The 21,529-nt window shown below is 47.7% G+C and carries 15 protein-coding genes, 1 rRNA gene and 2 riboswitches; of the genes, 13 read left to right on the top strand and 3 right to left on the bottom strand.

The window, feature by feature from the left end:
• The first annotated feature begins 579 nt into the window (after positions 1–579).
• From ACQCVE_RS14360 to ACQCVE_RS14305, 12 genes are all read left to right on the top strand, one after another.
• On the top strand, positions 580–987 hold the full coding sequence (locus tag ACQCVE_RS14360) for a thioesterase family protein (RefSeq protein ID WP_426863216.1): 408 nt from the start codon (positions 580–582) through the stop codon (positions 985–987).
• 38 nt (positions 988–1,025) lie between these two features.
• Positions 1,026–2,132, top strand: a complete 1,107-nt coding sequence (locus tag ACQCVE_RS14355; RefSeq protein ID WP_426863275.1) for a Leu/Phe/Val dehydrogenase — start codon at positions 1,026–1,028, stop codon at positions 2,130–2,132.
• A gap of 16 nt (positions 2,133–2,148) precedes the next feature.
• The gene (pdhA, locus tag ACQCVE_RS14350; protein ID WP_426845991.1) at positions 2,149–3,219 is read left to right on the top strand and encodes a pyruvate dehydrogenase (acetyl-transferring) E1 component subunit alpha; all 1,071 of its coding nucleotides are present in this window, start codon (positions 2,149–2,151) and stop codon (positions 3,217–3,219) included.
• 2 nt (positions 3,220–3,221) lie between these two features.
• On the top strand, positions 3,222–4,217 hold the full coding sequence (locus tag ACQCVE_RS14345; protein WP_426863274.1) for an alpha-ketoacid dehydrogenase subunit beta: 996 nt from the start codon (positions 3,222–3,224) through the stop codon (positions 4,215–4,217).
• Positions 4,218–4,234: 17 nt separating this feature from the next.
• Positions 4,235–5,407, top strand: coding sequence for a dihydrolipoamide acetyltransferase family protein (locus ACQCVE_RS14340; RefSeq protein ID WP_426863215.1), 1,173 nt, complete (start codon positions 4,235–4,237; stop codon positions 5,405–5,407).
• On the top strand, positions 5,407–6,840 hold the full coding sequence (locus ACQCVE_RS14335; RefSeq protein ID WP_426863214.1) for a dihydrolipoyl dehydrogenase family protein: 1,434 nt from the start codon (positions 5,407–5,409) through the stop codon (positions 6,838–6,840). Before ACQCVE_RS14340 ends, ACQCVE_RS14335 begins: the two co-directional genes overlap by 1 nt.
• A 117-nt stretch (positions 6,841–6,957) precedes the next feature.
• Positions 6,958–9,066, top strand: coding sequence for a DNA topoisomerase 3 (locus ACQCVE_RS14330; RefSeq protein WP_426863213.1), 2,109 nt, complete (start codon positions 6,958–6,960; stop codon positions 9,064–9,066).
• A gap of 270 nt (positions 9,067–9,336) precedes the next feature.
• Entirely contained in the window at positions 9,337–10,299 is a 963-nt protein-coding gene (locus tag ACQCVE_RS14325) for an AAA family ATPase (protein WP_426845999.1), read from the top strand.
• 23 nt (positions 10,300–10,322) lie between these two features.
• On the top strand, positions 10,323–11,513 hold the full coding sequence (locus ACQCVE_RS14320; RefSeq protein ID WP_426863212.1) for a DUF58 domain-containing protein: 1,191 nt from the start codon (positions 10,323–10,325) through the stop codon (positions 11,511–11,513).
• Positions 11,510–13,705 (top strand): transglutaminase TgpA family protein, encoded by a 2,196-nt coding sequence (locus ACQCVE_RS14315; RefSeq protein ID WP_426863211.1) that lies wholly within the window; start codon positions 11,510–11,512, stop codon positions 13,703–13,705. The genes ACQCVE_RS14320 and ACQCVE_RS14315 overlap by 4 nt, the downstream gene beginning before the upstream one ends.
• A 30-nt stretch (positions 13,706–13,735) precedes the next feature.
• Positions 13,736–13,837: riboswitch (purine riboswitch) on the top strand.
• Between the two features lie 102 nt (positions 13,838–13,939).
• Complete coding sequence (guaA, locus tag ACQCVE_RS14310) at positions 13,940–15,487, top strand: glutamine-hydrolyzing GMP synthase (protein WP_426863210.1); 1,548 nt, start codon at positions 13,940–13,942, stop codon at positions 15,485–15,487.
• 86 nt (positions 15,488–15,573) lie between these two features.
• A riboswitch (purine riboswitch) is annotated at positions 15,574–15,675 on the top strand.
• Positions 15,676–15,809: 134 nt separating this feature from the next.
• Positions 15,810–17,141, top strand: coding sequence for an NCS2 family permease (locus ACQCVE_RS14305; protein ID WP_426846004.1), 1,332 nt, complete (start codon positions 15,810–15,812; stop codon positions 17,139–17,141).
• 30 nt (positions 17,142–17,171) lie between these two features.
• Here the strand turns inward: ACQCVE_RS14305 and ACQCVE_RS14300 are convergent, their stop codons facing one another.
• From ACQCVE_RS14300 to ACQCVE_RS14290, 3 genes are all read right to left on the bottom strand, one after another.
• The gene (locus ACQCVE_RS14300) at positions 17,172–18,557 is read right to left on the bottom strand and encodes a DUF4179 domain-containing protein (protein WP_426846006.1); all 1,386 of its coding nucleotides are present in this window, start codon (positions 18,555–18,557) and stop codon (positions 17,172–17,174) included.
• Complete coding sequence (locus tag ACQCVE_RS14295) at positions 18,550–19,098, bottom strand: sigma-70 family RNA polymerase sigma factor (RefSeq protein ID WP_426846008.1); 549 nt, start codon at positions 19,096–19,098, stop codon at positions 18,550–18,552. Before ACQCVE_RS14295 ends, ACQCVE_RS14300 begins: the two co-directional genes overlap by 8 nt.
• A 255-nt stretch (positions 19,099–19,353) precedes the next feature.
• On the bottom strand, positions 19,354–20,505 hold the full coding sequence (locus ACQCVE_RS14290) for a glycerate kinase (RefSeq protein WP_426846010.1): 1,152 nt from the start codon (positions 20,503–20,505) through the stop codon (positions 19,354–19,356).
• A 557-nt stretch (positions 20,506–21,062) separates the two neighbouring features.
• Between ACQCVE_RS14290 and ACQCVE_RS14285 the strand changes: the two genes are divergently transcribed.
• Positions 21,063–21,529, top strand: a 16S ribosomal RNA gene (locus ACQCVE_RS14285); the annotation flags it as partial.

The raw sequence follows: 21,529 nt of genomic DNA, 5'->3' as shown, positions 1-21,529 counted from the left end.
GGGTCAGAGGCAAGAGCAGTCCAGCTTCCTTAGAGCTGGGGTACGGGTGGTGATTCCGGAAGGTTAGTGCATTAGCACAGCGGGGGTCGGAGGCAAGAGCAGTCCAGCTTCCTTAGAGCTGGGAGACGGGTGGTGATTCCGGAAGGTTAGCGCTTTAGCACAGCGGGGGTCGGAGGCAAGAGCAGTCCAGCTTCCTTAGAGCTGGGAGACGGGTGGTGATTCCGAAAGGTTAGTGCTTTAGCACAGCAGTGGTCGGAGGCAAGAGCAGTCCAGCTTCCTTAGAGCTGGGGGACGGGTGGTGATTCCGGAGATTTAGCGCTTTAGCACAGCGGGGGTCGGAGGCAAGAGCAGTCCAGCTTCCTTAGAGCTGGGAGACGGGTGGTGCCGGAGGTTTAGTGCTTTATTAAAGTAAGAGCCCGCTCCCAGCAGATGAACCCTCTTTCACTCTGTAAAATTTAACAGAAATAGCTAAGTGTGTATTGAAAAAAATATAACGTAATGATAAGATTGCGTTAAATAAACGTTATTAAACATAATTGTAACATTATGTCGAAATTGGTCTGCAAAGGCGGAGATGGGATGAAAATAGGGATGGAGATTGGCTGTCAGGCTGATTGTGAAGTGACAGTAACACCGGATTTATTTGCTCAATTTGAAGGGAAGGTTGTTCATCCCGTCTATTCTACTGTTTCAATGGTGCACAGTATGGAATGGGCTTCGCGGAAGATCATTCTTCCTTTTTTAGAAGAGGAAGAAGAAGGAATGGGGGCTTCGGTTAAGGTTAAGCATATCGCTCCGGCTGGGGAAGGCGCCGTTGTTAAGACAACCGCAACGCTCGTGAAGGTGGAGAAAAATCTCATATATACAGAGGTAGAAGCCTTTAGCGATAACCGGCTGGTCGGAAAGGGAGAGGTTGTGCAGATCATTTTGCCGAAGGGTGAAATACGGTCAAAAATAGAACAGGTTCAAACGGGAGGGAATTTATGAAAGCGGTTACTTTTCTTGAAGAACGGGGGTCCGCAGAGATGGATGTATTTTCTGAAATCAGCGGTCATGAACAAGTGGTTTTCTGCAATGACCCTCATACCGGCCTTAAAGCAATTATTGCGATACATAATACAACTCTTGGTCCGGCGCTCGGCGGCTGCCGAATGCGTCCATATGCAACGGTAAATGAAGCACTGAATGATGTACTGAGGCTTTCGAAAGGCATGACTTATAAGTGCGCTGCCGCTGATGTTGATTTTGGAGGGGGAAAATCCGTTATTATCGGCGATCCGCTGGGAGAAAAATCACCAGAGCTGTTCAGGGCTTTCGGCCAGTTTGTAGAATCGCTTAAAGGACGTTTTTACACCGGGACGGATATGGGGACCACTCCTGAGGATTTTGTTCACGCCTCTAAGGAGACACAATGCATTGTCGGCATTCCGGAGGAGTATGGCGGAAGCGGGGATTCATCGATTCCTACCGCTCTGGGAGTAATTTATGGGATTAAGGCAACGAATAAAGCGGTCTGGGGAGACGATGCTCTTCAAGGAAGAACCTATGCGATTCAGGGCCTTGGAAAAGTAGGGTTTAAGGTGGCGGAACGTCTGCTTGAGGAAGGGGCTGACTTGTTTGTTTCAGATATCAATGAGGCAGCTTGTGAGCTTCTTGTTCAAAAAGCGAAGGATCTTCCCGGTTCTGTTAAATCTGTAAGGGGAGAGGACATTTACGGAGTGAGTGCTGACGTTTTTGTCCCATGCGCTCTGGGCGGAATCATTAATGACTGGACCATTGAAGAGCTGAAAGTGAAAGCGGTTGCGGGTTCGGCTAACAATCAGCTGGAGCGGGAAGAGCACGGTCAGGACCTATGGAGAAGAGGCATCCTGTATGCACCTGACTACATCGTGAATGCAGGAGGACTCATTCAAGTGGCAGACGAGCTGTATGAGCCGAATAAGCAGCGGGTGCTTACGAAAACAAAAGCGATTTACACTTCGCTGTTAGAGGTTTACAAGCATTCTGAGGACCGGGGAATTTGTACGGCAGAAGCAGCCGATCTGTTCTGCGAGCAGCGAATTGAAGCGAGAAAGCACCGCAGCAGCTTCTTTACAGCAGACCGGAAGCCGAAATGGAACATAAAGCGATAACGCGGGAGGGATAGGAATGGAGAACGGGTTTGCAATGATTCAAATCATGGATGAAAACGGTAATCTCGTAAACGGGGAATTTCAATCAGTGATCTCTGAATCTCTTACAAAAGAAATGTATGAAAAAATGATTCTCGTCCGCACGTTTGACCGAAAAGCGATTTCACTTCAAAGGCAGGGGCGGCTTGGAACGTATGCTCCTTTTGAAGGTCAGGAAGCGGCTCAGGTAGGAAGCGCTTCAGCGTTGAATGAGCGCGACTGGCTTTTCCCGACGTACCGGGATCATGCAGCGACGATTACCTTTGGGCATTCCCTTCCGCACGTGCTGCTGTATTGGAATGGTAGGAGTGAGGGCTGTCTGGTTCCCGGCGGCAAACGAATTTTTCCTCCCGCAGTGCCGATCGCAACACAGCTTCCGCATGCTGCCGGGGCGGCACTCGCTGAAAAGCGCAGGGGAACAGACCATGCAGCCATCGTTTATTTTGGTGATGGGGCAACGTCAGAGGGAGATTTCCATGAAGGGCTCAATTTTGCAAGCGTATTCAAATCTCCTGTCGTCTTTTTTAACCAAAATAATCACTTTGCCATCTCGGTTCCGATAGAAAAGCAGATGAATTCGGAAACGATTGCCCAGAAATCTGTAGCTTATGGCATACCGGGCTACAGGATCGACGGGAATGATGTATTTGCTGTTTATTTTTATACAAAGCAAGCGCTGGACCGGGCAAGAAAAGGGGATGGGCCGACCTTGCTGGAGGCGGTTACATGGAGATATGGCGCCCATACGACAGCCGATGACCCGAAGAAATACCGAAATCAGGAAGAGAGTCTGAATAAAAAGAGAACGATTGACCCCCTTCTCAGGCTTGAGCGGTTTATGAAAAATGAAGGCATTTGGGAAGAAGACTGGGCGGCTGACGTTCAAAAGAACGCCGAGGAGAAGATAGAAGAAGCAGTGGCTGAAATGGAAGCCTTCCCTCCTCCTGATGTTAAGGACTTGTTCGATCATGTTTTTGAAGAGAAAACGTGGACCATTAAAGAGCAGGAAGAAGACTACATGAACCATATAAGAGGTGCTGGCCGATGAGTATGGAAATGAAGGTGAAAACCAATAAGCTGACGATGGTTCAAGCTGTAACCGATGCGCTCAGAACGATGCTGCGGAAAAATGAGGAGGTCGTCCTTCTCGGAGAAGACATCGGAAGCAACGGAGGCGTTTTCCGCGCAACCGAGGGGCTTATCGAAGAATTCGGCGAGGACCGGGTAATGGACACTCCATTAAGCGAAGCGGGGCTGATGGGTGCCGCGATTGGAATGGCAGTTAACGGAATGAAGCCGGTGGCGGAAATTCAGTTTCTTGGTTTTATTTACCCTGCATACGAACAGATTGCGACCCATGCGACCCGGATCCGGATGAGGACGCTGGGTAAGTACACAGTCCCGCTTGTCATCAGAGCACCGTATGGAGCCGGGATCCGTGCTCCGGAAATTCACTCTGACAGTGCGGAAGCGCTTTTTACCCATATGCCGGGAATAAAAGTGGTTTGTCCCTCAACCCCTTACGATGCAAAAGGGCTTCTCATTTCAAGCATTAAAGATCCGGATCCTGTTCTGTTCCTGGAGCCGCTGAGATTATACCGTGCGGGTAAGGGCGAGGTGCCGGATGAGGAGTATCAGGTTGAAATCGGCAAGGCGGCTGTCAGAAAGCAGGGAAGCGACGTAACCCTCCTGTCCTGGGGAGCGATGGCGCTGCAAACGCTGAAGGCTGCCGAGGAGCTGGAAAAATCAGGTGTCAGCTGCGAGGTCATTGATTTGCGGACCTTGTATCCTCTCGATAAAGAAACGATTGCCGCTTCGGTTCAGAAGACAGGGAGAGCGGTTATTGTACAGGAAGCGCATGCAACAGGCGGTGCGGCGAACGATGTCATGGCTGTGATTAACGATACCTCCTTCCTTTACCTGCGGGCCCCGATTGCCCGGGTGAGCGGCTTCGATGTGCCCGTTCCGTTTTTTGCGCTGGAAGAGCATTATTTGCCGGGCCCGGATCGGATTATGAAGGCAGTGGAGAAAACGGTTCAATTTTAATGGAAGCGGGTGAAACGATGCTGGAAGTGAAACTGCATGATATTGGAGAAGGGATGACCGAAGGGGACATTCTTCACTATTTCGTTAAGCAGGGGGAAAAGGTTGAACGGGATCAGCCCCTTATTGAAGTCCAAACGGATAAGATGACAGCGGAGCTCCCCTCGCCGGGAGCGGGAGTTGTCAAAGAAATACTGATTGATCCGGGATCCACAGTGACCGTAGGGACTACACTCTTAATCATTGAGTCAGAGGATACAGGCGCTGTTTTTGCAGAAAAAAGCAGTTCAGCGCGAGTGCTTGCAACTCCGTATACGAGAAAGCTTGCAAGGGAACGCCGGATTGATATTGAACAGATTAAGGGATCCGGTCCTGCCGGAAGAGTAACCGATGAGGATGTACTGGGAACAGCCCGAAAACCGGAGCCGGAAGCGGAAGTGGGGATCCAATCGGGGGCGGATATGCCGGAGCCCCATCCGATTCAGCAGGTTTCAGATGCTGCAGAACGGTTGACGATTCCCTTTAAAGGAAGAAGAAGGCAAATTGCAAAGAAAATGGTGCACTCTTTAAAAACCATTCCGCATGTAACCCATTTTGAGGAAGTGGACATGACGGAGCTGCTTCTTTTCAGAAAAGAACTGAAGGAAGCCGGCCGCCCGTTATCGGCAGCAGCATTTTTCATAAAGGCTGCGGCAATCGTTTTGAAAGACTTCCCGGTCTTTAATGCGAAGCTGGATGAAGAAAATGAAGTGATTGTGGTAGAGCCGGAGTACAATATCGGATTGGCTGCAGATTCACCTGAAGGGCTGATTGTGCCGGTTATAAAGCAGGTAGAATCCAAATCGATCATTCAGGTGAATAGGGAAATGAAGGAGTTAAATGAAAAGGCAAGGGAGAACCGCCTGAGCCGCCATGAGCTTACAGGAGGAACCTTTACGATCAGCAATGTCGGACCGCTCGGAAGCATGGGTGCAACGCCGGTCATTAACCATCCGGAGACAGGTCTGATGGCGCTGCATGCAACGAAGGAGAAGCCAGTCGTACGCAATGGCGAAATTGTGATTGGCTGGATGATGAACATTTCCATGTCTTTTGACCACAGAGTTGCAGACGGTGCCACCGCTGTAGCATTTACAAACCGTTTCAAAGAATTAATTGAACATCCTAAAATGCTGATTGTGGAGCTGGTTTAATGGTAGTAGGAGAACTTGCGCAGGAGAGAGACGTTCTGATCATTGGAGGTGGACCGGGGGGGTATACGGCTGCAATCAGGGCCGCCCAGCTCGGCAGGGAAGTGACCTTAATTGAAAAAGCGGAGCTTGGCGGAATCTGTCTTAACCAAGGGTGTATCCCGTCAAAAGTACTCGCTCATGTATCTTCACAATACCGGGAGCTTTCAAATCTTGACCGGTTTGGAATCGGCATTTCAGAGCCATCCTTTGATCTGCCGCAGACGATGGAGTTTAAACGTTCCATAACAGCTGACTTAAGAAAAGGCGTTGAGGCGCTGTGCCGTCAAAATAAAATAGAGCTTGTAGAAGGAAAGGCCTCGTTTTTATCCGCTGACCGGATTGGTGTGGAAAATGGAGATGATTTTCAGGTATTCTCCTTCCGCTCAGCGGTTATCGCAGCTGGAAGCTCCCCTGCCCGTCACCGGGCTGCCGGACCGGATCATGCGCAGATACTTGATTCAAGGTCGCTCTATACGCTGGAAACGCTGCCGGAGCACTTGATTATATACGGAAACGATTATATAGCCATCGAAGCGGCTTTCAGCTACAGGTCGCTGGGCTGTGAAGTCACCCTTCTGCACGAGAAGGAGTTCGCAGGCCTGGATGCCTCCATAGAAAAAGAGCTTACAAGAGTGATGAAAAAAGCCAAAATCAAACGGCTCAAAAATAGGCTCCTTGTCCAGGCTGAAAACCGAAACGGAAAACTGGGCGCAGCCTTTAAATCCGAAGACGGAGCTATACAGGAAATAGAAGGCACACACCTTTATATGCAGACTGAAATGCAGGGGAATTCCAAGGAGCTTGGCCTGGACCGCCTTGGTATGGATATAGATGCAGACGGTTTTATTAAGGTGGACCATGAATGCCGTACATCTGTAGAGGGAATCTGGGCGGTTGGCGATATTACCGGCGGAGACCAGCTGGCTGTCAAAGCCATCACCCAGGCAAAAGCGGCCGCCTCTTCCATCGCAGGTCTACCGGCTGAGTGGAATGCCGGATTCATGCCGCGGGTAATCCGAAGCCAGCCGCCTGTCGCCTGCAGCGGCATGACGGAAGAGGAAGCGAAAGCGGCCGGATATCGTGTCCAAACGGGGATTTTTCCGTTCGCAGGAAATGGGTTCGCTGCGATCAGCGGGCAAAAGGACGGCATTGTAAAAGTAATAGCGGATGCAGATCATGAAGTAATTCTGGGCATTCATCTGATGGGAAGCGGAGCGTCAGAACTGATCAGCACCGGAATGACCGCCTTGGAAATGGCGGGGAGAATAGAAGATTTAACGTTCCCGCTATATCCCCACCCAAGTTTGAACGAAGGGCTGCTGGAAGCAGTGGAGGATGTTTTGGGTCATGCAATTCACAAAGCTCCCTCCAAAGTACCTGTCAGACAAAACTAACTTCAGCTTGTAAGACGGACGATGCGAACGCGCGTCCGTCTTTTTGATGGCAAAAAATCCCCGCTCATGCGAAAATAGGAGATAGATTAAAAGAGCACAATGAAGGGATGAGCAGGTGTGATTGTCATTTTGGCAGAAAAGCCGGATCAGGGAAAGTTGCTCGCTTCTCCTTTTCCATCCGTTAAAAGAGAGGGCTATATTGAGATTCAGCCCTGCAGCCAGTTTCCGCATGGGGCAAAGGTTACGTGGGCGATCGGCCATTTAGTAGAGCTGAAGAACCCTGATGAGTATGACCCGTCATGGAAAAAGTGGTCGCTCGCCAGCCTGCCGATCATTCCGGAGCGGTTTGAATACAAGGTAACTAAGGACAAAGCAAAGCAGTTCAGAGTGGTGAAATCCCTGCTGAAGGAAGCCTCTCAAATCATTATCGGGACGGATGCAGCCAGAGAGGGAGAAAATATTGCCCGTTTGCTGATTATGATGGCAGGAGCCTCCCGCAAGCCGACAAAGAGGCTTTGGCTTTCATCCTATACGGATCATGCGGTCCGGAAGGGATTTGCAGCTCTTAAAGAAGGAAAAGAAAGCGAACCGCTATTCTATGAAGCCCAGGCGAGGCAAATAGGCGACTGGCTCGTTGGGATTAATGCAAGCAGACTCTATACGCTGCTCCTCCAGCAAAAAGGGATCAGAGAGAATTTCAGTGTCGGACGTGTTCAGACTCCAGTTCTAAAATTAATCTATGACCGTCAAAAGGAAATTGAACAGTTCAAACCTGAGCCATTCTTTGAGCTGGAGGGTGAATTTACGGTGAAGAATGGAAAATACAATGGGAAAATTCAAAAGAAATTTAAAACAGAAGAGGAAATGCGCAGGGCGGTAAGTCCGGAGATAACCTCTGAAACAAATCAATATGATGCTAAGGTTAAAGACAGAAAGGTTCAGGAAAAACGGCTGAAGCCTCCGCAGCTGCATAGTCTTTCCACCCTTCAGTCCAATTTGAACAGAAGGACGAAAATGAGCCCGACGACTGTGCTGAAAACAGTGCAAAAGCTTTATGAGAAAGGGTATGTTTCTTATCCGAGGACGGACAGCCAGTATATTACAGAAGAGGAATTTACTTATTTAAAATCCAACATTAAAGGCTATCAAACTACCTTTTCCATCGACTTTACTCCTAAATCCCTTTATCCTTCCAAACGATTTGTAGATGCCGGGAAAGTAAAGGATCACTATGCGATTGTCCCGACAGAAAAACTGGTGACCCCCGCAAAGTTTGCGTCTTTTTCCCCGCAGGAAAAAACCGTTTATGAGGAAATCGTCAAAACTGCCTTAAAGATGTTTATGGAAGACCATGTATATGATGAGACCGTCATTACAACATCGATTGGAAAAAACGATTTTTTATCTAAAGGAAGAACGGTTAAGGTGACTGGCTGGAAGGCTCTGGAGGGAAAAGGGGAGAAGAAAGAAGGGGAGCAGCCTCTGCCGGAGGTAACGGCAGGGGAAGCAGCCCGGGCTGTACTAAACGTAAAAGAAGGCATGACCCAGCCGCCGAAACCTTATACGCTTGGCCAGCTTATCACGTTAATGAAAACGGCAGGAAAATATATTGAGGACAAAGAAATGAAGGATGCGTTAAATGCGGCCGAGGGTCTCGGAACGGAGGCAACAAGAGCGGGCATCATTGACACCCTGCTTCTGAGAGAGTTTATAGAAGTGAATAAAAACAGTGTGTCTGTCACTCAAAAAGGCAGCATTCTCTGCGAAGCAGTGGATGGAACCCTTCTTTCCAAACCGGAGATGACGGCCAAGTGGGAAACCTTCCTAAAAGGAATCGGGACGGGAGAGAAATCAAAAGATGTGTTCATCGAAAATGCCGGCAAGCTTTGCTTTGCGCTTATGGAGCAGGCAAAGACGGATGTAGGACGGGTGAATACAGAAGGCCTGGCCGCAGCTGTACAGCATGAAGGGGCAATCTGCCTTTGTCCTGTCTGTAAAGAAGGGAACATTCTTGACCGGAAATCGTATTACGGCTGCTCCGGCTACATGAAGGGCTGCAAGCAGTCTTTTCAAAAGAAAATTCTCAATAAAACAATCAGTCCGGCCCAGATTAAGCTGCTGTGCGAAAAAGGGAAGACCAGGAAAATTAAGGGCTTCAAAGGAAAGAAAACGTTTGATGCTTATCTCGTTCTAAAGAACGGGAAGATTGAATTTTCTTTCAGCTAGTTCTGCTCTTATTAAGGGGGGACGGACGATGCTCCGGCACGTCCGTCTTTCTATTGGTAAAAAGGTCCGTAACGTGCGAAAATATAAAAGAATATAAAACTGCTGTTAATAGACGGAATATTTTGAGATAATAACAGGACTAAAGAACGGATAATATGGTTGTAATTCCCACTGCCCGCATAGAGTTTTTTAGACAAATTTTGCAGGGTTTTGCAAGTAAGCTTCGAATATAGTAGCTAGTTAAGCCGCATCTCTTATTAGGAGGAAAATATGGATTATTTGGAGACAATTCACCCTCAGCTTGGAAGAGTCGTAGAAAACATTGAAAAAGTGATGGCAGGGAAGCGGGAAGCGGCTGTTTTATGTTTGACGGCCCTGTTGGCAAAAGGCCATGTGCTTCTTGAGGACGTGCCTGGGGTCGGAAAAACGATGATGGTCCGATCTCTGGCAAAGTCTGTTGGAGCGGATTTTAAACGCATTCAGTTTACGCCGGATTTACTGCCTTCAGATGTAACGGGCATCTCTATATATAATCCTCAAAAGATGGAATTTGAATACCGCCCCGGTCCGATTATGGGCAACATTGTTCTTGCGGACGAAATCAACCGCACCTCGCCAAAAACGCAATCTTCGCTGCTGGAAGGAATGGAGGAAGGGAACGTTACGATTGACGGGGAAACGATGCCCCTTGGAAGACCTTTCTTCGTTCTGGCTACCCAGAATCCGATTGAGTATGAAGGGACCTATCCGCTCCCGGAGGCGCAGCTGGACCGTTTCCTGTTCAAAATTAAAATGGGCTATCCTACTCAGGCGGAGGAACTGCTTGTCTTGAACCGGGCTGACGGAGATGTGCCAATTTCCACGATTGAGCCGGTGATTTCAAGAGAGGAGCTCTTAAGCCTTCAGGATGAGATGGAAAGCGTGTATATTGATGAGACTGTGAAGCGCTACATTATCGATTTAGTGACGAAAACCCGCAAGCATCCATCCGTCTATCTCGGTGCAAGCCCGAGGGGATCAGTAGCCCTCATGAAAGCGTCCAAGGCATTTGCGTTCCTCTCCGGACGTGACTACGTTATTCCGGATGATGTTCAGTATCTGGCTCCGTTTGCGCTTCCGCACCGTATGATCTTAAAGTCGGAAGCCCGCTATGATGGGCACACGGCTGCTGACCTTGTAGAGGAAATCATCAGCCGGACACCTGTGCCTGTGAAGAGGTCCATGACCCCTTGATGGAGATGCTGAGAAATCTAAAGTTGATCTGGAAATTAATCCTTTTGCTTTTATTAACGGCTTTAGCCTTCTGCTATGCAATGTTCCAAGGAGGATTCGTCAGCTGGTTTCTCTTTTTTTCATTCCTTCCGTTCGCTGTTTACTCCATCCTGCTGGCAATCTATCCGCTGCAAACGTTTGAGGCATCAAGAGAGATCAGTCAGGATCAGTTTTCAGCCGGCGATGTTCTCAAAGCGAGAGTGACACTGCAAAGATCCTTTCCATTTCCATTTATCTATTTAATTGCAGAAGAATGCCTGCCTCCCGGACTTAAGCAGACTCAGGATGACATTCCGGCGAGAAAATGGTTCTATCTGGGCTTAAGCCGGAAAGCTGTATTCTCTTACACCGTGCAGTCGATGAAGCGGGGGGAGCATGAGTTTTCCCAGATCCGGATTAAAACCGGGGACCTTCTCGGTCTGTTTGAGAAAGAAGCCAGAATTGAGACGAAAGAGACGATTATCGTGTATCCTTCCACGTTCTCTATGTCCTACAAGCATTCGAGGCCGCAGTACGAGCAGGGGGCAAGCGCCGTTACCCAGCGCTACATGAAAGATACTTCCATGGCATCGGGAATACGTGACTATCAGCCTGGCGACCGGATGGCATGGATTGACTGGAAAGCGACAGCGAAGAGAGATTCGTTTATGACGAAAGAATTTGAACAGACGCGCACCCATGATGCGGTGATTATCATGGACCAGCAGGATTCAGAAGCATTTGAGGCGATGATAACCTTCACTGCTTCACTTTCCAAAGCGATTATTAAAGAAGGGTCTCCTCTTGGTTTTATTCTGCTTGGCTCTACTTTGGACACTACGGCCGCATTGCCTGGGGGAAGGCAGCTTCAGACTATTTTCAGTAAGCTTGCACGGGTGAAGCCCGAGCCCAGCCAAAGCGCTTTTTCTTTATGGGAGGAGAGGATGGCGAGCCGCGGAGGCTACAGTTCGTCCAATTTGTTCATTGTATCCGTGCTTTCTCTTGAACTTGTCAGGAAGCTTGAGTACCGGGCCGGATATAGTGACTTAAAGCTCTATTTTGTCCGCAAGGACCGCGATCGCCCGACTCAAGAGGAAGAGGTATTGCTCGACCGCCTGAACAAGAGAGGGATTGTTTCTGAATTCGTATCAGAGGGGAGCTTTACCCGGACTTTAAAAGAGGTGAAAATCCTGTGAAAATTTTTGATGCTCCAAAAGGGGATTTCCTATCCAATGCGGCAGCTCTTCTTTATTATGTGTTTGCTTTCTTTTTGCTTTGGGAATGGCTTGCTCCGCTGAATGTCTACACAGATACCGCTTCCACCGGAATTTTTGTCTCGTTTATCGCACTTAACTTCATTTTGACTTACTTGCGAGTAAACTGGCTGATCTCCTTGGTGCTCCAGCTTGTTTTCGTCTTCATTGCACTGGGGCGTCTCTTTTACGAAGGGCAGCCGATGCTGGAGGGATTCCGCAGCTTCGCAGAGGAGTTTGTTTACAACATCAGCCTTATTCCGGCATCCTCTTGGATGGAAATGACTTCAGCATTCAGGACGTTTTTATTTTTTGTTCTGCTCTCCCTTCTTGTTTACCTGCTGCATTACTGGATCATTGTCCAAAAACGCATCCTATTCTTTTTTGTAATGACGCTTGTGTATGTCACCATCCTGGATACGTTTACAGAGTATGATGCCGCTCTCCCGGTTATCCGCATCGTCATTGCAGGGTTTTTCCTGCTCGGCATGCTCAATTTTGACCGGCTCACGGGGGTGGAAAAACTTAAGGTAAAAAGGTATACCCGTCTGAAGTGGACAGTCACACTTCTCGTGTTTGTGGCAGCATCGATTTTCGCCGGAGTGGCGGCTCCGAAAGCAGCGCCGCAATGGGAGGATCCGGTGCCGTTTCTGACAGCTTATGGACCGCTTGAAGGGCTGAACGGTTCAGGAATGAAGAAAATCGGCTATGGCACGAATGATCAGAGCCTTGGCGGAGCTTTTGTGCAGGATGATACACCGGTTTTTACTGCTGAAGCTATGAAGCGCCATTATTGGAGAGTCGAAACGAAGGATGTTTATACCGGGAAAGGCTGGGAGACTTCCCAGCAGGAAAATGAGCTGGAAATGACAGAGAAAAATGATATTGGCATCAGCTGGTACGAGGACGGGACGGAAACAGAATTTCTTTCGGCTGCAGTGAAAATCGAAGGGGATTACAAATACAATCATGTCATCTATCCGCTTGGATTCAGCGAATACTTTTCCGAAGAAGCTGAAGGCCTTCTTATTAATATGAACAATGAACGAATCACGCCTTCCGGAATTCCCCAAGGGGAAAAAGTAACTGAGTATGAAATGAATTATGAGTATCCGAGCTATGACATTGATTCTCTCTCCTCAATCAAAGGAACGGAAGAGGTCTCTCCGGACATGCTTGCAAGGTATACGCAGCTGCCTGAGATTCCTGACCGGGTCCGTGAGTTATCCAGAAGTCTGACCGAAGATTATGACAATCTGTATGATAAGACAAAAGCCATTGAAGAATACCTGACCGGTCCTGATTTCACATATAATACTCAGGATGTCGGAGTGCCGGGTGAGAATCAGGACTATGTCGACCAGTTTTTATTTGAAACGATGCAGGGATACTGCGATAACTTTTCAACCTCTATGACCGTTCTTCTGAGAGCCTCCGGCATACCTGCCAGATGGGTAAAGGGATATACGGAAGGGGAATACCAAAACACCAGCTCGGAAACCTCAGCAAGAACGTATCAAGTAACCAACAACAACGCCCATTCATGGGTTGAGGTATACTTTCCGGGTGCTGGATGGGTCACCTTTGAGCCGACACAGGGCTTTACGAACCCATACAGCTTTACAAGGAACACTGAAACGGAAACTCCGGAAGAGCCTGCTCCTGAGACGCCGGAAGAGCAGCCCGAGCAGCCGGAAAGACCGGATCAGCAGCCTGAACAAGAGGAAGCAGCCTCTTCCAAACAAACGTTTAATTGGAATTTCTCTATCGGCAGTCCGGGCTTTTACACAGTAGTCGCCCTAACCCTTTTTATTGCTGCCGTGATTTATTTTACGAGAAGAAAATGGATGATGCTTCTCGTCCTGGCAAAGTATAAAAACCGCAGGGACGAGGAGGCCTTTTTCTCCGCCTACCCAGCTTTATTGAAGCAGCTTCACCGCATCGGCTATGAGCGGAAGGAAGGCCAGACCTTAAGGGAATTTGCAAAAACGGTAGATTATACCTTCAGCTCACGGGATATGCTTCACCTTACAAACAGCTATGAGAAAGCCTTGTACAAAAGAGATGATGCAAAGGCTGAGTGGAACAAAGTGGCGGAATTATGGGAAAATTTAATAAAAAGAACATCATCTTGACCATACGGGGTCTGATTGTTAGAATGGTGAAAATTAAACGAATAGTTCCTTCATATATCCTCGATAATATGGTTCGAGAGTCTCTACCGGATTACCTTAAATGATCTGACTATGAAGGCAGGATACAGAGCAAGCAAAGCTGGAATTCTGCCTTCTTATATTTTTATATGAAGGCTGTTCCGGCTTTTTTATTTTCCGCAATCTATTCAACTATTTGAAAGAAGAGGTGCCGCAATGACAAAGTCCATCCAGGATCAGGAAATGATTTTAGTATTGGATTTCGGAAGCCAGTACAACCAGCTTATCACAAGAAGAATCCGTGAAATTGGAGTATATAGCGAGCTTCATCCTCATACGCTGACAGCAGATATGATCAAGAAGATTAATCCGAAAGGAATCATTCTTTCCGGAGGCCCGAACAGTGTATACGGAGAGAACGCATTCCGATGTGATGAGCGTATTTTTGATCTCGGCATCCCGGTACTTGGAATCTGCTACGGAATGCAGCTGATGACTCACTACCTTGGCGGGCGTGTGGAAGCGGCCGGTCATAGAGAATATGGAAAAGCAAACATTAAGGTTCAGGAAAACTCGCTCCTTTTTGACCGTCTTCCGGAAGAACAGCCGGTATGGATGAGCCATGGCGATCTTGTAGCTGAAATTCCGCCGGGCTTCAAAGTGGATGCCATCAGTGCTTCCTGCCCATATGCTGCCATGAGCGACGAGGACCGCAGGCTTTATGGTGTGCAATTCCATCCGGAGGTGCGCCACTCCCAGTTCGGGAATGACCTGCTGAAGAATTTTGTTCATAACATTTGCCAATGCCATGACGAATGGACAATGGAAAATTTCATTGAAATTGAGCTTCAGAAAATCCGGGAGTCCGTTGGAGACAAAAAAGTACTGTGTGCCCTTAGCGGAGGAGTTGACTCTTCTGTTGTTGCCGTTCTGATCCATAAAGCGATCGGCGATCAGCTTACCTGTATATTTGTAGACCATGGACTGCTGCGCAAAGATGAAGCAGAAGGGGTCATGAAAACCTTCAGCGAAGGGTTTAATATGAACGTCATTAAAGTGGATGCGAAGGAGCGCTTCATGGCAAAGCTTCAAGGTGTATCCGATCCTGAGAAAAAACGTAAGATTATCGGAAACGAATTTATCTATGTTTTTGACGATGAAGCGACGAAGCTTGAAGGGATTGAATTCCTGGCCCAAGGTACGCTTTATACCGATATTATCGAAAGCGGAACTGCGACGGCTCAGACAATTAAATCTCATCATAACGTTGGCGGGCTTCCAGAGGATATGCAGTTCAAGCTGATCGAGCCGCTCAATACTCTGTTTAAAGATGAAGTCCGCGCTCTAGGATCTGAAATGGGCATTCCCGATGAAATCGTATGGCGTCAGCCGTTCCCGGGACCAGGTCTTGGAATCCGTGTATTAGGAGAAATTACAGAGGAAAAGCTGGAAATTGTCCGCGAGTCCGACGCGATTCTCCGTGAAGAAGTGGCGAAAGCAGACTTAGAGCGTGAAATCTGGCAATACTTCACGGTGCTGCCGGATATCCGCAGTGTCGGCGTAATGGGAGATGCGAGAACGTATGACTATACAATCGGGATCCGTGCCGTAACATCCATTGACGGCATGACGTCCGACTGGGCAAGGGTTCCTTGGGATGTCCTGGAAGTCATCTCGACCAGAATCGTCAACGAAGTCAGCCATGTAAACCGGGTCGTATATGATATTACGAGCAAGCCGCCGGCAACAATTGAGTGGGAATAACAGGAACACGAATGAAAACGAACATTTTTTATTAAATGTTCGTTTTTTGTATTGATTCTTTAGGGATGACCTGCTAGAATGTTCATATAAGTAAATAGGAAATACGTCGTATAATATTGGGGATATGGCCCGAAAGTTTCTACCAAGCTACCTTAAATGGCTTGACTACGGCGATAGGACGGATGCGTAGTTTGCGCATTCCTTGTATCGTAAACGGTCAGGCGCTCTCTGTTTTTTTTCAGAGGCGCTTTTTATTTGGACTTATACCTCTATTAACCTCCCGATCTATACGGCGCGTTTCATATCTAGGAGGAGACATAAGATGAAAAAATACTTTCAGTTCGAAGAGCTCGGAACGAATTACAGGAAAGAGACCATTGGCGGACTTACCACCTTCCTTTCGATGGCCTACATCCTGTTTGTTAATCCAATGACTCTTTCTCTCAGCACAGTTCCAGATCTTCCTGACAGCATGAGAATGGATCAGGGAGCTGTATTCACCGCCACCGCACTGGCAGCAGCCGTTGGTACCCTGCTAATGGGACTGCTCGCCCGTTATCCGGTAGCCCTGGCGCCGGGAATGGGATTAAACGCCTTTTTTGCCTTTACAGTTGTTTTGACGATGGGGATCCCCTGGCAGACTGCTTTATCCGGTGTATTGGTCTCCGGTATCTTTTTTACCCTTTTAACCCTGTCAGGTCTCCGGGAAAAAATTATTAACTCGATTCCTTCAGAGCTGAAATTTGCGGTTGGAGCAGGAATTGGATTGTTCATCACATTTGTCGGCTTTCAAAATGCCGGAATCATTGTGAACAACGATGCGGTTCTTGTAGGTCTTGGCGATTTAAAGAACGGCTCTACCCTGCTTGCCGTTTTCGGTGTCATTATTACAGTCATTATGCTCGTAAAAAAAATCAACGGCGGAATATTCTTCGGAATGCTGATTACCGCAGCAGTCGGGATGGCAACAGGCCAAATTCCCTTGCCGGAGCAGATTATAGGGGCGGTCCCGAGTCTGGAGCCTACATTTGGCGCGGCAATCACTCACTTTGATCAAATATTTACACTTGAAATGCTTGTCGTAATCCTTACCTTTTTGTTTGTGGACTTCTTTGATACTGCAGGTACACTTGTAGCGGTGTCCAATCAGGCAGGCCTGACTAAGGACAATAAACTGCCCCGGGCAGGGAAAGCATTATTAGCAGACTCCGGAGCAACCGTGGTTGGAGCAATCCTAGGTACATCAACGACCACTTCGTACATCGAGTCGTCTGCCGGAGTAGCAGCGGGTGCCAGAACCGGATTTGCCTCCGTTGTAACAGCCGTGCTATTCCTGCTCGCGCTATTCTTCTCACCGCTGCTCGGTGTCATTACGGCCGCTGTTACAGCCCCGGCCTTGATCATTGTGGGTGTGCTGATGGTCTCTTCCCTGGGTAAAATCAACTGGGAGCGTTTTGAAATTGCCGTTCCTGCATTTTTGACCATTATTGCCATGCCTCTCAGCTACAGCATCGCAACGGGGATCGCCATGGGCTTTGTTTTTTATCCGATTACCATGATTATGAGCGGTAAGAGAAAAGAAATTCACCCGGTTATGTATGGACTGTTTGTCATCTTCGTCCTTTACTTCATCTTCCTGTCCAGTAAGGGATAATAGAAAAAACCAGAGCCGAGGCTCTGGTTTTTATTTTCTAATCGTAAGGTCTTCTTTATTGAGCGGGACTTTAAGTTCCAATTCCTCCACAACTATAGGGGGAGCGGAGGCCTGGAAGACAAGCTTTTCACTGTAGACTGTTTTAAACTTGGCAATATGAGAACGGCTGTCATCTGCTGATTGGTAATTGTAATCTTCTAAATAACCATCAGCGTTCGGATTCCCTTTATCGTACACATTGAAGAAATACTTTCTCGTTTTAGGGTCATTTCCTTTAACTGTGTAATGAACCCATACTTCGTTCCCTTTGTCTTCAAGCTTCGTAACGGTGATTCCGCCCTCTTTGTTCTGTGGCAGGTAAAGGGGAAGGGATGCGGTTATTTCTTTCTCCGCAGGCATACTGCCGTCCCGCAGATAGCGCTTTGATTGAATAACTAAGTAGTCAGGGATCTCCTTGAGCGGCTTGTATGATTGAATGTTGTGGGACAGCACCTTTCCATCCTTGCGTTCATAATCGGTATGGCCGTAATGATTTCGGATTTCTAATTCATTGCCTGTATCATCATAGACCTTATAACTAACTTGTTCTTCTCTGTTGTGCTTCCCGGTAAATTCTTCTGCTCTAGTGCGGATCTGGATGCCGGTAGGGGAAAATACCGCCTCTTCAATGAATAATTCCGCTTCTTTTTTAACGGATGCCGTCGGGCTGTAGCGGTATTCGGTCCCTTGTTTTTCGACTGGGAAAGTAAAATGCCATTTTCCTTTTATTTGTTCTTTAGATGCTGCAGGGTCCAAAGAATAGAGTGAATGGATGTTGATATCAAGCTTGAATTCTTCAGGCAGCTCCTTTTTTAACTCGATAACCTCCATTCGCAGGTTCTCAGGTGCATCTTCCGGCAAACCGTTCATATGGCCTGATACAAATTCATGTCTTAGCCGTTCTCCATCTGCTGCAAATTCCATGACTGTGTTGAGTGATTTGTATTTGTCCTTGTCATAATCCATCTCGTAAAAGATGGTGATGCGAGGTCCTTCATAAAAGACTTCTTTAATGGTGATTTTTACCCCTTTATCCTCTGCTGTCTGATTGATTATCTGCTGTTCATTCTCCTTTATAGCCGTCTTCAGCTCTTGATCACCATATTGGGAGGTGAGAGTGCCTGAAGAAGGTGGGGGAGATGATAAAATCTGCTCTTTAATCGGTGTCTGGACAAAAACCAGCGTTGCCAATGCGGCAACAGCCACTGGAGTCAGCACATACACCAATCCCTTTTTAAACCGCATGGAAGGTTCTTTAGCAGGTTCCTCATCGAGGCGTATTTTCTCAAACACCTTATTTCGGTCATGGCTGGTGAACTTCAGCTGCTCTTTTTCTTGATTAGAAAGAAAATCTCCCATTTTATATGGGTCACTCATAACGTAAAACCTCCTTTTGCAGCAAAGGACTCAATTTACTCTTCGCCCGCCGAAGCCTCGTCCGGACTGAGGCTTCCGGTATTTTCAGCACTTCTGCTATTTCTTTCGAGTTCAGATCCTGAAAATACATCATTATAAGCACTTCCCTGTATTTGACTGGAAGCTTCTCGAGAGATTGTCTGACTGCTGTGGCCTGCTCCTTTTGCTCAAAACTGCGGGATGGATTTGCTTTAGTATCTTCACTTTCACTGGTTTCCTTTGTCAGAAGCGTTTTTCTAAAAGGGGCACTCTTTAAGTAATCCTTGCATTTATTGATCGTAATTCGGTAAAGCCACGTTCGGATGCTTGAGTTTCCTTCAAAATGATCAAACTTGGTATATACAGAGACAAATGTATTCTGTACTAAATCTTTGGCTGTCTCAGCATTCTTTACATAAGAATAAGCGAGCCTGACCAGCTCATCCCCGTATTCAATCATTAACTCATTCAGATAATCTTCTTTAATAGAAGAATGGGTTTCATTTAATTCGCCGGCGTTCAATTGTTTTCCCCCTTTCACAACCTTAGACGAGGACCGGAAACAATAGTGTTCAAGTTTTTAAAATAAACCTCTGTAAACTTGGCTGTGGCTTGCGTTTCGCTTATCTAAGGGCTGGCGGTGAGTCTCCTCCCGGCCTTCGAAGGTGCAGGGGCAGGGTGTCACTTGTCCCGCATCCCCCCTCAGGTATCCCAAGCCTCGATGCTTTAACAAAGCCTGAAATAAAAAAGCTGCCGGATAATGCGGCAGCATCTCTCGTTACTCTTTATAGGAAAAATTCTCTTTCCTCATCAAAAGTCCTGCTAGATTAAAAGCAAAACGCTCTGTGTTTTTTATTCCGTCTGCCAAGGCCTGTTCAAGCGAGAGTGCTCCAGGAGAGATGGAAAAAAGGGAAGTAAATCCGTTTTGAAGAAGAATTTCTGCGTCCTCTCCTATTGTGCCAGCCATCCCGATTACCGGAATGCCTTGCTTGAGTGCGCGTTGAGCGGCGCCGAACGGTGTTTTCCCGTGCATCGTTTGGCTGTCCAATTTTCCCTCGCCGGTAACCAGCCAGTCCGCCTCTTGAATCAGACGGTCAAAGTGGATGCTGTCCAGTACTAAATCAATTCCTTTCTCAAGCTTTGCACCTAGGAATGCCATAAGTCCGGCGCCAAGTCCGCCTGCTGCTCCGGAGCCGGGAGAATCGGTGATCTCTTTCCCCAGATCCCGTTTTATAATTGAAGAAAGATGTTGCAGATGGTGATCCAGCTGCTTCACCATGTCTGAGTCCGCCCCTTTTTGAGGACCGAATACAGCGGATGCTCCTTTATCTCCGAGCAGAGGATTATCAACGTCGCAGGCAGCAATGACTTCGATGTTATGGAACGCAGAAGAAAACCCGGCGGACTCAATTGCATAAAGGTCTCGCAGTCCTCCTCCGCCAGGCTGTATAGGGTTGCCCTCTGAATTGACCAGCCTGTAACCCAATGCCTCTGCCATTCCGGCACCGCCATCGTTTGTGGCACTGCCCCCGATTCCAAGAATGATTTTATCCACTCCCCTTGAAGCAGCGTCCACCAATAGCTCCCCCGTCCCTTTTGTAGTGGTAACAAAAGGATTCCGGTCAGCAGGGGAAATGAGGTGCAGCCCTGATGCTTCTGCCATTTCAATAACAGCTGTCCGTCCATTATCGATAAGGCCGTACACGGCTTGTACCGGCTGTGACAGCGGACCGGTCACAGTTTTTTTTACGAGAGAACCGGAGGATGCACCAACCATCGCTTGAACCATTCCTTCTCCTCCGTCAGCTATGGGAATCTGGATGACTTCGGAATCAGGAAGTCTCCTTTTAAAGCCTTTCGAAAACGCAGCGGCTGCTTCTGCTGCTGTCATGCTTTCCTTAAATGAATCTGGAGCAATCACGATTTTCAAGTAGAGTCATCCTTTCTGGAAAAGCTTAATTTCAAGTTGAACGGTTATTTCTTTTTTAAAAGAAAGATAAGCAACTCATTCTCCCGGAGGAAATGCTTCGACATTCTTTTCGCACGGGCAAGCAGATTTTGTTCCCATTGAGGGAATCCCCGGCGCATGCAGGCTGATTTTAAATCCTTTCCCACATTTGGTCACCGCATTTGCCAATCTTCCCCGGCGTGTCGTTCTTTCTCTTGGAATAGGTTGATTAAGGGCCCTCAAGTCTTATTCATCTGTACTAACCAGCAGGTTTTATAAAGATAAAACAAATTCAAAAAAAGATTGACGGAGTACGGCAATCATGATAAAGTTTAATTCTTGCCTCAACAAAGGAAGAACAACAGCATATGAAACTCTTAAAAAACTTTCAAAAAGTTGTTGACGAATTCCTTGTAGTGTGGTAAATTAATAAAGTCGCTTCTGAACGAGGCGAACGAAACAAAATGATCTTTGAAAACTAAACAAATCGAAGTGCCAACGTTAATTCTAAAGTTTTAAACAAGAGCTAGTCAAACTACTTTTTGGAGAGTTTGATCCTGGCTCAGGACGAACGCTGGCGGCGTGCCTAATACATGCAAGTCGAGCGGACCTCTTCGGAGGTCAGCGGCGGACGGGTGAGTAACACGTGGGCAACCTGCCTGTAAGACTGGGATAACTCCGGGAAACCGGAGCTAATACCGGATAACCTTTTGAACCGCATGGTTCAAAATTGAAAGACGGTTATGCTGTCACTTACAGATGGGCCCGCGGCGCATTAGCTAGTTGGTGAGGTAATGGCTCACCAAGGCGACGATGCGTAGCCGACCTGAGAGGGTGATCGGCCACACTGGGACTGAGACACGGCCCAGACTCCTACGGGAGGCAGCAGTAGGGAATCTTCCGCAATGGACGAAAGTCTGACGGAGCAACGCCGCGTGAGTGATGAAGGTTTTCGGATCGTAAAGCTCTGTTGTCAGGGAAGAACAAGTGCGGGAGTCACTGCCCG

Source organism: Metabacillus sp. 113a (assembly GCF_050107635.1).
Taxonomy (GTDB): domain Bacteria; phylum Bacillota; class Bacilli; order Bacillales; family Bacillaceae; genus Metabacillus_B.
Note: the sequence above shows the minus strand (reverse complement) of the source record. Positions and strands in the feature narration are given on the sequence as shown.

Coding starts and splice junctions, on each gene's coding strand:
- ACQCVE_RS14300 (WP_426846006.1), bottom strand. CDS start 18,557: ATGAGTGACCCATATAAAATGGGAGATTTTCTTTCTAATCAAGAAAAA.
- ACQCVE_RS14340 (WP_426863215.1), top strand. CDS start 4,235: ATGCTGGAAGTGAAACTGCATGATATTGGAGAAGGGATGACCGAAGGG.
- guaA (WP_426863210.1), top strand. CDS start 13,940: ATGACAAAGTCCATCCAGGATCAGGAAATGATTTTAGTATTGGATTTC.
- ACQCVE_RS14325 (WP_426845999.1), top strand. CDS start 9,337: ATGGATTATTTGGAGACAATTCACCCTCAGCTTGGAAGAGTCGTAGAA.
- ACQCVE_RS14345 (WP_426863274.1), top strand. CDS start 3,222: ATGGAAATGAAGGTGAAAACCAATAAGCTGACGATGGTTCAAGCTGTA.
- ACQCVE_RS14305 (WP_426846004.1), top strand. CDS start 15,810: ATGAAAAAATACTTTCAGTTCGAAGAGCTCGGAACGAATTACAGGAAA.
- pdhA (WP_426845991.1), top strand. CDS start 2,149: ATGGAGAACGGGTTTGCAATGATTCAAATCATGGATGAAAACGGTAAT.
- ACQCVE_RS14360 (WP_426863216.1), top strand. CDS start 580: ATGAAAATAGGGATGGAGATTGGCTGTCAGGCTGATTGTGAAGTGACA.
- ACQCVE_RS14335 (WP_426863214.1), top strand. CDS start 5,407: ATGGTAGTAGGAGAACTTGCGCAGGAGAGAGACGTTCTGATCATTGGA.
- ACQCVE_RS14355 (WP_426863275.1), top strand. CDS start 1,026: ATGGATGTATTTTCTGAAATCAGCGGTCATGAACAAGTGGTTTTCTGC.